We start from the raw sequence: 13,125 nt of genomic DNA, 5'->3' as shown, positions 1-13,125 counted from the left end.
TCACAGCTCGGCGAACCGGCGCGGCTCCGGCCGGTGCGGCCCGGCCTCCTCGGCGCGGCGTCCGCCGCGACCCTTGGTCCCGGTCAGCGCCAGGTCGGCGCGGATGATCAGGTAGCCGAGCAGCACACCGAGGACGAGGGAGTACGCCGCCCGCAGGCCGGCGTCGGCGTAGGAGCTGTCCGGCGACACGAGGCCCGTGGCCAGCGGCACCGTGGCCGCGACGCCGAACGCGCACACCCACCACCCCTGGCGCCGGCGGGCGCGGACGTGGGTGCCCCACACGAGCGCCGGGATGCCCAGGAGCACGACGAGCGGCCGCGGGAAGGCGCCGATGCGGTCGGTGGTCCAGTCGGTGAAGTCGAGGATCGAGGAGACGAAGGACTGGGCGCCGTAGCGGCGCAGCAGCTCGGCGTACGCCAGCGTCAGGACCAGCACGGCGATGCCGATCGCGACGACGATCAGCCCGCGCCTGCCGAGTCCGTGCAGTCCGGCGCCGAGTCGGTAGACGATGGTGAAGACCAGGCCGAGCGCGAGGAAGAGGGCTGCGAGGTCGAAGCGCTCGGTGGCGACGGTCGGCTCGAAGCCCACGGCTGCGAACGCGGTGATCCCGGCGACGACCGTCGACACGAGCACCTCGCGGACCGAGCGCAGCCACGTCACGGCCGGCACGGTCACCATCACGGCGTACACGCTGCCGATGACGCAGGTCATCACCGCGGCACCGGTCGGCAGCACCCGGCCACCGACGAGGAGGCTCGCGACGCCGAGGACGAAGGCGAGGCCCGCCGAGATGAGGGGGCGACCGGCCGTGCGGGTGCCGAGGAACCACGCCAGCGCGGTGACCACCAGGACCGAGCCGACGCCGTCGATCCACTCCGGGCCGGCCCCGATCGCCCGCAGGGTCTGGTTGTGGTGCCAGATGCCGTTGACGGCCGACCAGGCGAGGACGGCGCACCCGAGGGCGAGCACGCCGAACCAGGTCGCCAGCATCCGGCGCCCCGGCCCGGGGAACGGAGGATCCTCCACGACGGGAGCGACCGGGAGGGTCGGTGGCGTCGGCGGCGGCTCGACCGCGACCGACCTGCGCCCACGCCGCAGCCGCGACGGCGGCCGGTCGGCAGCCCGCTTGCCGCGCGCGGACCCGCGCGGGCTGCTGGAGGTGGGGGAAGACACGACGGAGGAGGTTACAGCCGGCGGTTGGCCAGGGACGGGTTGGTGCGGCGGGCCGCCGCGAGCTCCTCGCGGTCGAGGACGACCTCCAGCGTCTCCTCCTCGCCGGCGGCGGCGGCGAGGGTGTCACCGAGCGGACCGAGGACCGCGGAGTGGCCGCTGTAGCGCGGTTCCGGCTGCCCGGCGCCGACCACGAAGCAGGTGTTCTCGATCGCGCGGGCGGCCAGGAGCGTGCGCCAGTGCTCGACCTTGCGTTCGCCGGGCAGCCACGCGGCCGGCACGACGATGACCTCGGCGCCCGCGTCGACGAGCCGGCGGGCCAGCTCGGGGAACCGCAGGTCGTAGCAGGTCATCAGGCCCACCTGCCAGCCCGCGACCTCGATCACGACCGGGTCGAGCGCACCTCCGGTGAGCCGGTCTGACTCGCGGTAGCCGAAGGAGTCGTAGAGGTGGATCTTGCGGTACGACGCCGACGCACCCCCGCGCGCGACGAGGGTGTTGTAGGGGCGACCGGGGTCCTCGGCCGTCTCGAACATCCCGGCCACCACGGTGCACGAGGCCGCGTCGGCGACGCGGGCGACCTCGTGGGCGAACGGCCCGTCGAGCGGCTCGGCGTACGCGCTCACGTCGGAGCCGGCGGCACCGAAGTCGCGGGCGAAGGCCTCGGGGAGCACGACCAGGTCCGCACCGGGCGCGACGCCCTGCGCCAGGCGGACGCGGTTGTCGGCCGGGTCGAGCCCGCTCGCCCACTGGTGGACGCGCACGCGCAGGTGATCGGTCATGGGGTTCAGACTAGGACGGCCTGCGAGGATGCCCGCATGGACTTCAGCGGCGTCGTCCTCGCCGGCGGCACCGCCGTGCGGATGGACGGGGTCGACAAGGCGAGCGTCGAGCTCGACGGCCGCACCCTGCTCGCCCACGCGATCGAGGCGTTCCTCGACGCCGACGATGTCGTGGTGGTCGCGCCGACCCGCGTGTCGACCGACCGGCCGGTGACCTTCGCGTGCGAGGACCCGCCCCGCGGCGGACCGGTCGCCGGCCTGCTGGCCGGCCTCGACGCGCTGCCGCGCCGGCCCCGGCTCCTGGGCGTGCTGGCGGTCGACATGCCGCGCGTCACGGCGACGACGATGCGGCGGCTGCGCGAGGCGGCGCCCGGCCGGGACGGCGCGTTCCTCCACGACGGCGACGGCCGGCGACAGCTCGCCGGGGTGATCGACACGGCCCGCCTGGCCGACGTACGACCCGGGCCGGAGGAGCAGCACGGCATGTCGTTGCGCCGGCTGCTCGCCCCGCTGGACCTCGCGGAGGTGCCGACGGACGGCGACGAGGCGGTCGACGTCGACTCCTGGGACGACCTGCGCGACCTCCGTCCGCCCCCGTCCTGACGCTGGTGCCGTCGCAGGTGCGTCCAAGGTTCCGGACACGCCCGGATCGACCCGACTCCCTTGCCGCGACCCCGGCGGTGCGAGAGATTGGGATCGTGAACCTCCACGACTGGATCGATGAGCTGAGCGACGTGCTCGACGTCGAGACCGAGCTCGACGAGGGGCTCGTGCTCGACCTGGCGCGCATCGCCGCCCAGAACGTGCAGAAGACCGCGGCGCCCATCACGGCGTACCTGCTGGGCTTCGCGGCCGGCGCGGGCGACGCGAGCCCCGAGACCGTCGAGCGGCTGGCCGCCAAGGCACAGCGGCTCGCAGAGGGCTGGGACCGCCCCGCCGACGCGGCCGATCCCGACGACGTGGACGATGAGGTCCCGGACGACTCGACGGTCGACCACTCCGACGATCTCTACGAGGACTGATCCCTTGCGTGCTGTCGTGACCACCGGCGCCGGTGGCCCTGAGGTCCTGTCCGTCGGCGAGGTCGAGGAGCCGCGGCCCGGTGCCGGCGAGGTGTTGCTGGACGTCGTCGCGACCGCGGTCAACCGCGCCGACACCCTGCAGCGCAAGGGCGTCTACCCGCCGCCCCCCGGCGCCTCGGAGGTCATCGGCCTCGAGTGCAGCGGCCGGATCGCCGAGCTCGGCGAGGGCGTCGAGGGCTGGAAGGTCGGTGACGAGGTGTGCGCGCTGCTCGCCGGCGGCGGCAACGCCGCCCGCGTGGCGGTGCCGGTCGGGCAGGTCATGCCCGTGCCGGCCGGCCTCTCCCTCGTCGAGGCGGCCGGCCTGCCCGAGGTCGCGGCGACGGTGTGGTCCAACGTCTTCATGACCGCCCACCTGCAGAAGGGCGAGCGCCTGCTCGTCCACGGAGGTGCCGGCGGCATCGGCACGATGGCGATCCAGCTCGCCTCGGCGCTGGGTGCCGAGGTGTTCACCACCGCCGGCTCGCCGGAGAAGCTCGAGCTCTGCCGATCGCTCGGTGCCGCGCACGCGATCAACTACCGCGACGAGGACTTCGTCGAGGTGCTGGAGAAGGCTGGCGGCGCCGACGTCATCCTCGACAACATGGGCGCGAAGTACCTCGGTCGCAACGTCTCGGCCCTCGCCACGGGCGGGCGCCTGGTCATCATCGGCATGCAGGGCGGCGCCACGGGCGAGCTCGACATCAACGCGCTGCTCCGCAAGCGGGCCTCGGTCACCGCGACCTCGCTGCGTGCCCGGCCGCTCGCCGAGAAGACCGCGATCTGCTGCGGCGTGGTCGAGAACGTCTGGCCGCTCGTGGCCTCGGGCAAGGTCCGACCGATCGTCGAGGCGACGATGCCGCTCGAGGACGTCGCCCGGGCCCACGAGCTGATGGAGACCGGCGGCCACGCGGGGAAGTTCGTCCTCACGCTCTGATCGGCCTGTGGGGTCCGGCTAGGGTCGTGGCATGACTGAGCAGCAGCCCGAGTCCGCCGGAGCGAGCGAGGACATGGTCGTGGTCGTCGGACCCGACGGTCAGCCGATCGGCACGATCCCGGCGAGCGCGCTCCCGGCGATGACCCAGGTCTCCTCCGACGGCGGCGACGCCGAGGACGGCGACGGGGACGGCGGGGGCGAGCGCCACATCACCGAGCTGGTCGAGCAGCCGGCGAAGGTGATGCGGATCGGCAGCATGATCCGCCAGCTGCTCGAGGAGGTGAAGGCGGCGCCCCTCGACGAGGCCAGCCGCCAGCGCCTGAAGGAGATCCACGCCGCCTCCATCAAGGAGCTCGAGTCCGGCCTCGCGCCGGAGCTCGTCGAGGAGCTCGAGCGCCTGTCGCTGCCGTTCACCGAGGACGGCACACCGTCCGAGGGCGAGCTGCGCATCGCCCAGGCCCAGCTCGTGGGTTGGCTCGAGGGTCTCTTCCACGGCATCCAGACCGCGATCTACGCCCAGCAGGTCGCCTCGCGCGCCCAGCTCGAGCAGATGCGCCGCGCCTTGCCGATGGGTCAGGGCGGCGGCGAGCCGCAGCACCAGCCGACCGGCATGCCCACGATGCCCGGAGGCGAGGCGTCGGAGGGATCCGGCGGACCCTCGGGCGGTATGTACCTCTAGGAGGCTGCTGGACGGGTCCTGGTCAGCGGCGCGCGAGGCGGCGCACGACGACGAGGCCGAGCAGGCCGATGATCGCGGCGGCCGCCCCGGGGGCGGCGGTGCGCGCCAGGCCGGCCGGCGGCGACTCCTCGACCTTGGTCAGCACGGCGGTCGGCGGCGGTGGCGGGTCCACCGACGTGCCCTCGCCGAGCAGCGCCTCGACCTTGCCGATCCGGTTGGGGTTGGCCAGGCTCGTGCCGCTGCATCGGTCGGTGACGTAGGGCGCCTCGGCGCCGGTCGCGAGGAACACGTAGGTCGTGCCGACCGTGAGCCCCCCAAGACCGCAGTCGTTGCGGCCGCCGGTGGAGGTGGACACGACCTGGGTCGAGCGCGCCGGGGTGCCGGCGTAGGCACGCGAGGCCGTGACGTCGTACGTCGTGTCGTTGCCCTCGGTGGCGACCTTGTCGATGGTGCCGATGAAGACGGCGTCGGCCCGGTTGACCTGCTGCTCGAGCTGGCCCTGCTTGCAGGAGCACGCGGCGCTGGCCGGGGTGCTGACCGTGAGCACGAGTCCCAGGCACGCCAGCAGCAGCGCGGCGGCGGCGCCCAGGGAACGGATCACGGCACGGGACATGGCGATCAGCCTAGCGACGCGAGGTCGAACAGCTCGCTCAGCACGACCGCGACGCCGTCCTCGTCGTTGGCCGGCGCGACGTGGTCGGCGAGGTCGCGCACCGACGGGTGCGCGTTGGCCATCGCGTAGGACGCGCCAGCCCACTCGAGCATCGGGAGGTCGTTGGGCATGTCGCCGAAGGCGACGACGTGCTCGGGCCCGAGCCCCATCTCGGCGGCGACGGTGGCCAGCGTCGTGGCCTTCGTGACGCCTGCGGCGCTGATCTCGACGAGGGCGAACGTCGAGGACCAGGTGGTGGTGACGAGGTCTCCGACGGCGTCGTCGACGCGCTTCCAGAAGTTCTCCGCGTCGAGGTCGGGGTGGACCGCGAGCACCTTGACGACGTCGTCGGCCCAGATCGACTCCCACCGTCCCTGGACCGACTCCTGGTCGTCCGGGTGTCGCGGGAAGGCGGTCTCGCTCGCCCAGCCCGAGGTGTGCTCGACGGCGAAGGTGGTGCCCGGGATCGCAGCACGCACCCGCTCGGCGACCTGCATGCCGACCTCGCGCGGCACCGCGCTGTAGTCGCGCACCTGCTGCGCCGCGACGTCGTACACGACGCCGCCGTTGCTGCAGATCGCCAGCCCGTGGCCGCCGACGGCGTCCCAGAGGTCGACCATCCAGCGGATCGGGCGCCCGGTGGTGAAGACGACGGGCACGCCGCGCGCGTCGAGCTCGTCGAGCACGGCGCGGGTGCGCTCGGAGACCCGGCCCCCGGAGTCGAGCAGGGTGCCGTCGAGGTCGGTCGCGACGAGGCGCGGCTCGTCAGGCATCAGGCGGGAACCACCGCGACATCTCGATGGCGGCGCCCTCGTCGACGACGGAGTCGGTCACGAAGTCCGCGGCCGCCTTCACCTCGTCGACGGCCTGGCCCATGGCCACCCCGCGACCGGCCCACTGGAGCATCTCGATGTCGTTGCGGCCGTCGCCGATCGCGAGCACGTCGGCCGCGGTGAGGCCGCCGATCGCGTCGCAGACGTGCTGGAGGCCGGAGGCCTTCGACACCCCGACCGGGGAGAGGTCCATCCACGCTGTCCAGCCGACGACGTAGTCGGTGCCGTGGAGGCCCAGCCGCGAGGCGAGCTCGATGAAGTCGTCTGCGGTGGCCTCGGGATCGCGGATGATGACCCGGCTGACCGGCTGGCCGACGATGTCGTCGACCTCGGTGATCAGCTGCTCGCCGGAGAGCTCGCCCTCGGGGAAGACGCGGTTGACCCGGTAGCCGCCGACGCCCCGCTCCTCCACCGCGACGAGCGCGCGGGGGTGGTGCTCCAGCACGGCGGCGACGGCGGGAGCGGCGTCGAAGGTCTCCTCGTGGACGACGTCGATCGGCGGGTAGCGGAAGACCACCGCGCCGTTGGAGGCGACGATCCAGAGCCGGTCGGCCTCCTCGCGCGGGAGGTCCAGCAGGTCGGCGATGCGGGTCATGCCGTGCGGCGAGCGACCGCTGGAGAGCACGATGTGCGCGCCGGCGTCGAGCGCGCGGTGGATCGCGTCGTAGACCGGCGCGGTGATGGTCTCGTAGTCCTCGGTCTGGCCGTCGACCCACTTGAGCAGGGTGCCGTCGATGTCGAGCGCGACCACCTTCGGTGTCCAGTCCGTCATGCGAGCGGCTTGATGAGCTCGAGGCCACCGAGGTAGGGCCGCAGTGCCTGGGGCACGGTGACCGAGCCGTCCTCGTTCTGGTGGGTCTCGAGCAGCGCGATCATCGGCCGGTTGGTCGAGCAGAGCGTGCCGTTGAGGGTGGCGACGTTGACCGTGCCCGACTCGCCGCGGGTGCGGATGTCGAGGCGACGGCTCTGGAAGTCGGTGCAGTTGGACGTCGAGGTCAGCTCGCGGAAGCGGCCCTGCGAGGCGATCCAGGCCTCGCAGTCGAACTTGCGCTGCGCCGAGGTGCCGAGGTCGCCGGCGGCGACGTCGATCACGCGGTAGTGCAGCTCGAGGGCGTCCATGAACTCCTTCTCCCAGGCCAGCAGGCGCTGGTGCTCGGCGTAGGACTCCTCGACGGTCGTGTAGACGAACATCTCGACCTTGTCGAACCAGTGCACCCGGAAGATGCCGCGGGTGTCCTTGCCGTGCGAGCCGGCCTCCTTGCGGAAGCACGAGCTGAAGGCGGCGTAGCGCAGCGGCAGCTGGGCGCCGTCGAGGATCTCGTCGGAGTGGTAGGCCGCGAGGGGCACCTCCGAGGTGCCGACGAGGTAGAGGTCCTGGCCCTCGATCCGGTAGACGTCGTCGGCGGCCTGGCCGAGGAACCCGGTGCCCTCCATCGCCCGGCTCTTCACCAGGGCGGGCGCGACGACCTCGGTGAAGCCGTTGGCGTGGGCCATGTCCATGGCCATGTTGACCAGCGCGCGGTGCAGCCGGGCGCCGATGCCGGTGTAGAAGTAGAAGCGCGAGCCACTCACCTTGGCGCCGCGCTCGAGGTCGAAGGCACCGAGCATCGCACCGAGCTCGACGTGGTCGCGCGGCTCGAAGTCGAACTCCGGCTTGGTGCCGATGGTCTCCAGCACGACGAAGTCGTCCTCGCCACCGGCGGGTGCCTCGTCGGCGGCCGGGTTGGGGATCGCCCGGATCGCCTCGTCCCACTCGGCCTCGGCGGCGTTGCGCGCGGCCTCGGCCTCCTTCACCCCGGCGGCGAGCTCCTTGACCTGCGCGAGCAGGGCCTGCTTCTCCTCGCCCTGTGCCTTGGCGACCCGGGCACCGCTGGCCTTCTGCTCGGCCCGCTTGGCCTCGAAGTCGGCGATCGCCTGCCGGCGCGCGGAGTCCGCCGCCAGCGCCCGGTCCACCACGTCGTCGGACAGCCCGCGCTTGGCCTGGGCGGCACGCACGCGGTCGGGGTCGTCACGGAGCAGGCGAGGGTCGATCATGCACAGAGGCTATCGGCCGGGAGATGGGGAGAAGGAACCGCCTTTGGGCATACTTCGCAGGTGACCCCCGCCTCTCGGAACCGCTGCCTCACCTGGGCTGCCATCGCCTTCGTGCTGTTCGGCGTGCTCGCGATCCTGGTCACCCGCGAGCGGGCGCCGCTCCAGGCCCTCGACACCGAGGGCAAGTCCCTGCGGGAGTGGTCGGAGGACTACTCCGTGCTCATCGACGCGCTGCGGGTCATCGAGGTCGCCTTCGGGACCATCGGGATGACGGTCCTCACCGTCCTGCTCGCCCTCGTGCTGCTCGTACGCCGGCACCGCTGGGCGGCGCTGCTCACCGTCGTCGTGATGAGCTCGACCGCCTTGGCCACGTCGGGCACCAAGCTGTGGCTGGGGCGCGACCGGCCGAGCTGGCAGGACACCCTGGGCCTGCACGAGAACTACAGCTTCCCGTCCGGCCACGCCTCGGCCGTGGCGGCGTACTCCGCGGTGCTGGTCATGCTGCTGGTGCTCTTCGTGCGCCGCGCCAGCCTGCGCCGGCTCGGCATCACGCTGGTGGTGGCCTGGTGGCTGCTCGTGTGCTTCGACCGGCTCCTGCTCGGGCGGCACTACCCCACGGACGTCATCGGCGGCACCCTGCTCGCGCTGACCCTCTTCTTCGTGGCCCTCGCCTTCATCGACCCGCGACCGCGCTCGACGGCGGCCAAGGCCGACCCGCTGCCGGAGGTGTACGCCTCCGAGCGCCGCCTGGCGGTGATCCTCAACCCGGTCAAGGTCGAGGACGTCGGACAGTTCCGCTCGATCGTCGGCGCGATGGCCAAGGAGTCGGGCTGGTCCGAGCCGACCTGGCAGTACACGACGGTAGAGGACCCGGGGACCGGCATGGCCGAGCAGGCCGCCGTCTCGGGCGCCGACCTGGTGATGGTCTGCGGCGGGGACGGCACCGTGCGCGAGGTCTGCGCCGAGCTCGCCGGCACCGGCATCCCGGTCGGCATCATCCCCGCCGGCACCGGCAACCTCCTGGCCCGCAACCTCGACATCCCGCTCTACCTGCGCTCGGCCATCGACGTCGCCCTCAACGGCCAGGACCGCGCGATCGACCTCGTCGAGGTCGGCGGCGACGGCATCGAGGACACCCACTTCATGGTGATGGCGGGCATGGGCTTCGACGCCGCGATCATGGAGGGCGTCAACGAGGACATCAAGAAGAAGATCGGCTGGGTCGCCTACGTCGTCTCGGCGCTGCGGTCGCTGATGTTCCCGGCGGTGCGGATCGAGATCCAGATCGACGACCAGGAGCCCACCGTCCACCGGGCCCGCACGGTCGTCGTCGGCAACGTCGGCTTCCTCCAGGCCGGCATGCCGCTGCTGCCCGACGCCGCGATCGACGACGGCGTGCTCGACGTGGTGATCCTCCACCCGCGCCAGTTCCTGTCCTGGATCCCGCTCGCGGTCCGGGTGCTCCGCAAGAGCTCGGCGACCGACGAGCTCATCGACCGGCGCACGGGCTCCCGGGTCCGGATCAAGGCCACCTCCGACACCCCGCGCCAGCTCGACGGCGACTCCATCGGCGAGGGGCGCGAGCTCTGGATGGAGTGCATCCACGGGCGGCTGCTGGTCCGCGTCCCGCGCTGACGCCTCGCGGTCGCGCCTGGCCCGACCCTGGCGGCGTACGACACTGCCCACCCCGACCCTGGCGGCGTACGACACTGCCCACCCCGACCCTGGCGGCGCACGACATCGGAACGAGGCCGCGGGATGTCGTACGCCGCCACCCTCAGGTCCGAGGTGGCGGCCGGCCGGGCGAGCCGCGCGCGTCAGCCGGCGGCGAAGCGGTAGCCCATCCCGGGCTCGGTCAGGAACAGCACCGGACGCCCGGGGTCGCGCTCGAGCTTGCGCCGGATGCCGGCCATGTGGACCCGGAGGTAGTTCGTCTGGGTGTCGTACGCCGGACCCCACACCTCGCGCAGCAGCTCGGCCTGGCGGACCAGGCGGCCGCGGCGACGCGCGAGGACGTCGACGATCCGCCACTCGGTCGGCGTCAGGTGCACCTCCACCCCGTCGCGCCAGGCCCGCGAGTCGGTGAGGTCGAGCCGCAGGCCGTCGGCCTCGACGACGAGGTCGGGCTCCTCGCGACCGGCGCGCCGGGTGGTGACCCGGATCCGGGCGAGCAGCTCCTCGATCGAGAACGGCTTGGTGATGTAGTCGTCGGCGCCGAGGTCGAGCGCCTCGACCTTGTCGTCGGACTCGGTGCGCGCCGACACCACGATCACCGGGACCTCGGTGAACGACCGCAGCTGGGTCAGCACCGCGATCCCGTCGAGGTCGGGCAGGCCGAGGTCGAGCAGCACCACGTCGGGCATCCGCTCGTCGACCACCTGCAGCGCGGAGCGTCCGTCGCCGGCGGTCTCCACGTCGTAGTCGCGGGCACGGAGGTTGATCGACAGCGTGCGTCGCATCGCGGGGTCGTCGTCGACCACCAGGACGAAGGTCACGAGACCGCCTCCAGCTCCAGCACGAACGTGAGCCCGCCACCGGGCGTCTCCTCGGTCGCGATCGTGCCACCCATCGCCTCGGTCAACCCGCGCGCGACGGCCAGGCCGAGCCCGACGCCGTCCTGCTGCGGCACGTCGCCGAACCGCTGGAACGGCGCGAACAACCGGTCCCGGTCCTGGTCGGCCACGCCGGGTCCCGAGTCCGCGAGACGTACGACGACCCGCTGGCCGGCGGCGACCGCGTCCACGCGGACGCCGGCCGAGGCGGGGGTGTACTTGAGGGCGTTCTCGCAGATGTTGGCCAGCACCCGGTCGAGCAGCCCCGCGTCGGCCATCACGGAGAGCGAGGGATCCACGTCGACCTCGATGCGCGAGCCGCCGTCGAGCGGCGCGATGCTGGTGCGCACGGCGTCGGCCAGCCCGACCTCGCGCAGCACGACGCTGACCGACCCGGTGCTGATCCGGCTCATGTCGAGCAGGTTGGTCACCAGCGCCGTCAGCCGGTCGGTCGACTCCTCGATCGTCGCCAGCAGCGCGTCGCGGTCCTCGTCGGAGAAGACGACATCGGTGCTGCGCAGGCTGTCGACCGACACCTTGACCGCGGCCAGCGGGTTGCGGAGGTCGTGGGAGACCGCCTGCAGCAGGGCGGTGCGGGTGCGGTCGACGTCGACCAGCCGGAGCCGCTCGACCTCGGCGGAGGTGGCGCGCCGGCGTTCCTCCATCACCTTGGCGTAGGCGGCGTAGGCGTTGAGCAGGCCCCGCTGGTGAGCCGGCAGGGTGGCGCCGGTCAGCACGAGCGTCGAGCGGTCGTCGATCGCCGCGGCCATGTCGGCCCGCTCGACCGACGCCGGCGGGGAGCCGCAGCTCGCCACGACGACGTCCCCGTCCGACGAGCCGCGCAGCACCGCGGCGCCGTCGGCGTCGAAGAGCCGGCAGGCCGACGCCAGCAACCCGGGAAGGTCGTCGCTGGAGGTCAACAGGCTGTGGGCCAGCACCGTCAGCGCGTCGGCCTCCCGCCGGGCGGCGCGCGCCTCGGCCGTCCGGCGCGCAGCGTTGTCGACGACCGTCGCGACCGCGATGCCGACGGCGACGAAGATCGCGATCGTGACGACGTTCTCCGGCTCGGCGACGGTCAGCGTGTGGATCGGCGGGGTGAAGAAGTAGTTGAGCAGCACCGCGCTCACCAGCGCCGACAGCACCGCCGGCGCGAGTCCGCCGACCAGTGCGGTCGCGACCACGACCAGCATCAGCGACATCGCCTCGATCGGCAGGCCGTGGAGGTCCTTCGTGGCGTCGAGCGCCGCGGTCAGTGCCGCCGGCACCACGAGGCCGAAGACGAGCCCGGCGACCCGACGCCGGGCACCGAGGTTGTCGACCTCGGGTCGGCGCTCGGAGGACCGGGCGTAGTCGTGGGACACGATGTGCACGTCGATGTCGCCCGACCCGGCGACGACCCGCTCCCCCACACCGGGGCGCAGCACGGTCGAGACGCGGCTGCGCCGGCTGGCGCCGATGACGACCTGGGTGGCGTTCTCCGCGCGGGCGAAGGCGAGCACCGCGTCGGCCGGGTCGTCGCCGACGACGGTGTGGAAGCTGCCGCCGAGCTCCTCGGCCTTCGCGGCGAGCGCGGTCAGGTCGTCGGGCGCGATGCCGCGCAGCCCGTCCTGCCGGGTGACGTACAGCGCCTGCCACTCGCCGCCCGACCGACGGCTGGCGATCCGCGCCGCGCGCCGCATCAGGGTCGAGGACTCCGCCCCACCGCTGACGGGCACGACGATGCGCTCGCGTGTGGCCCACGTGGCCTCGATGTCGTGCTGCTCGCGATAGCGCTCGAGGCCCTCGTCGACACGGTCGGCCAGCCAGAGCAGCGCCAGCTCGCGGAGCGCGGTGAGGTTGCCCTCGCGGAAGTAGCGCGAGAGGGCCGCGTCGATCTTGTCGGCGGCGTAGACGTTGCCGTGCGCCATCCGGCGCCGCAGCGACTGCGGGCTCATGTCGACCAGCTCGATCTGGTCGGCCGAGCGCACCACGTGGTCGGGCACGGTCTCGCGCTGCCGGACGCCGGTGACCTGCTCGGTCACGTCGTTGAGCGACTCGAGGTGCTGGATGTTCACCGTCGTGACCACCTCGATGCCCGCGTCGCGCAGCACCTCGACGTCCTGCCACCGCTTGTCGTGGTCGGCCATGCCGCCGGGGAGGTTGGTGTGCGCGAGCTCGTCGACCAGCACGACCTCGGGCCGGCGCGCGAGGATCGCCTCGAGGTCCATCTCCTCCTGCTGGGTGCCCCGGTGCTCGAGCCGCCGCCGCGGCACGACCTCGAGCCCCTCGACGGCCTGGGCGGTCCGTGCGCGGCCGTGCGTCTCGACGTAGCCCACGACGAGGTCGGTGCCGCGCTCGAGGCGGCGATGACCCTCGTCGAGCATGGCGAAGGTCTTGCCCACCCCGGGGGCCGCACCCAGGTAGACGCGCAGCGGTCCTCTCTCCACGG

General features: G+C 72.9%; 13 protein-coding genes. 5 read left to right on the top strand and 8 right to left on the bottom strand.

Translation table 11 applies throughout. From position 1 onward, the window contains the following. Nucleotides 1-1,173, bottom strand: coding sequence for a hypothetical protein (locus IEZ25_RS17595; protein WP_191200748.1), 1,173 nt, complete (start codon nucleotides 1,171-1,173; stop codon nucleotides 1-3). 11 nt (nucleotides 1,174-1,184) lie between these two features. Continuing rightward, on the bottom strand, nucleotides 1,185-1,952 hold the full coding sequence (locus IEZ25_RS17590; RefSeq protein ID WP_191200747.1) for a carbon-nitrogen hydrolase family protein: 768 nt from the start codon (nucleotides 1,950-1,952) through the stop codon (nucleotides 1,185-1,187). Between the two features lie 36 nt (nucleotides 1,953-1,988). On the opposite strand from IEZ25_RS17590, the gene mobA reads away from it, so the two are divergent. The 4 genes from mobA (at nucleotide 1,989) to IEZ25_RS17570 (ending at nucleotide 4,626) form a co-directional block, all read left to right on the top strand. Next, nucleotides 1,989-2,555 (top strand): molybdenum cofactor guanylyltransferase, encoded by a 567-nt coding sequence (gene mobA / locus IEZ25_RS17585; RefSeq protein ID WP_191200746.1) that lies wholly within the window; start codon nucleotides 1,989-1,991, stop codon nucleotides 2,553-2,555. A gap of 95 nt (nucleotides 2,556-2,650) precedes the next feature. Next, nucleotides 2,651-2,974, top strand: a complete 324-nt coding sequence (locus IEZ25_RS17580) for a DUF6457 domain-containing protein (RefSeq protein WP_191200745.1) — start codon at nucleotides 2,651-2,653, stop codon at nucleotides 2,972-2,974. A gap of 4 nt (nucleotides 2,975-2,978) precedes the next feature. Beyond that, a complete protein-coding gene (locus tag IEZ25_RS17575) occupies nucleotides 2,979-3,947 on the top strand; it encodes an NAD(P)H-quinone oxidoreductase (protein ID WP_224749188.1) in 969 nt (322 codons plus the stop codon). 31 nt (nucleotides 3,948-3,978) lie between these two features. Then, entirely contained in the window at nucleotides 3,979-4,626 is a 648-nt protein-coding gene (locus IEZ25_RS17570; protein WP_318152303.1) for a bacterial proteasome activator family protein, read from the top strand. A gap of 22 nt (nucleotides 4,627-4,648) precedes the next feature. On the opposite strand, the gene IEZ25_RS17565 is transcribed toward IEZ25_RS17570, so the two are convergent. The 4 genes from IEZ25_RS17565 to serS are packed head-to-tail and all read right to left on the bottom strand — an operon-like array spanning nucleotide 4,649 to nucleotide 8,145. Then, nucleotides 4,649-5,239, bottom strand: a complete 591-nt coding sequence (locus IEZ25_RS17565) for a hypothetical protein (RefSeq protein WP_191200743.1) — start codon at nucleotides 5,237-5,239, stop codon at nucleotides 4,649-4,651. Between the two features lie 5 nt (nucleotides 5,240-5,244). Next, nucleotides 5,245-6,051, bottom strand: coding sequence for a Cof-type HAD-IIB family hydrolase (locus tag IEZ25_RS17560; RefSeq protein WP_191200742.1), 807 nt, complete (start codon nucleotides 6,049-6,051; stop codon nucleotides 5,245-5,247). Continuing rightward, complete coding sequence (locus IEZ25_RS17555; protein ID WP_191200741.1) at nucleotides 6,044-6,883, bottom strand: HAD family hydrolase; 840 nt, start codon at nucleotides 6,881-6,883, stop codon at nucleotides 6,044-6,046. Before IEZ25_RS17555 ends, IEZ25_RS17560 begins: the two co-directional genes overlap by 8 nt. Next, complete coding sequence (serS, locus tag IEZ25_RS17550; RefSeq protein ID WP_191200740.1) at nucleotides 6,880-8,145, bottom strand: serine--tRNA ligase; 1,266 nt, start codon at nucleotides 8,143-8,145, stop codon at nucleotides 6,880-6,882. Before serS ends, IEZ25_RS17555 begins: the two co-directional genes overlap by 4 nt. A gap of 60 nt (nucleotides 8,146-8,205) precedes the next feature. Between serS and IEZ25_RS17545 the strand changes: the two genes are divergently transcribed. Further along, entirely contained in the window at nucleotides 8,206-9,780 is a 1,575-nt protein-coding gene (locus IEZ25_RS17545) for a YegS/Rv2252/BmrU family lipid kinase (protein WP_318152302.1), read from the top strand. 182 nt (nucleotides 9,781-9,962) lie between these two features. Here the strand turns inward: IEZ25_RS17545 and IEZ25_RS17540 are convergent, their stop codons facing one another. Together IEZ25_RS17540 and IEZ25_RS17535 are read right to left on the bottom strand one after the other, a co-directional pair. Further along, entirely contained in the window at nucleotides 9,963-10,640 is a 678-nt protein-coding gene (locus IEZ25_RS17540) for a response regulator (RefSeq protein WP_191200739.1), read from the bottom strand. Further along, entirely contained in the window at nucleotides 10,637-13,123 is a 2,487-nt protein-coding gene (locus tag IEZ25_RS17535) for a DUF4118 domain-containing protein (RefSeq protein ID WP_191200738.1), read from the bottom strand. Before IEZ25_RS17535 ends, IEZ25_RS17540 begins: the two co-directional genes overlap by 4 nt. Nucleotides 13,124-13,125 lie beyond the last annotated feature (2 nt).

The sequence above is a fragment of the Nocardioides hwasunensis genome, assembly GCF_014779665.1.
Lineage (GTDB): Bacteria > Actinomycetota > Actinomycetes > Propionibacteriales > Nocardioidaceae > Nocardioides > Nocardioides hwasunensis.
This window is presented reverse-complemented; position numbering and strand designations above follow the sequence as displayed.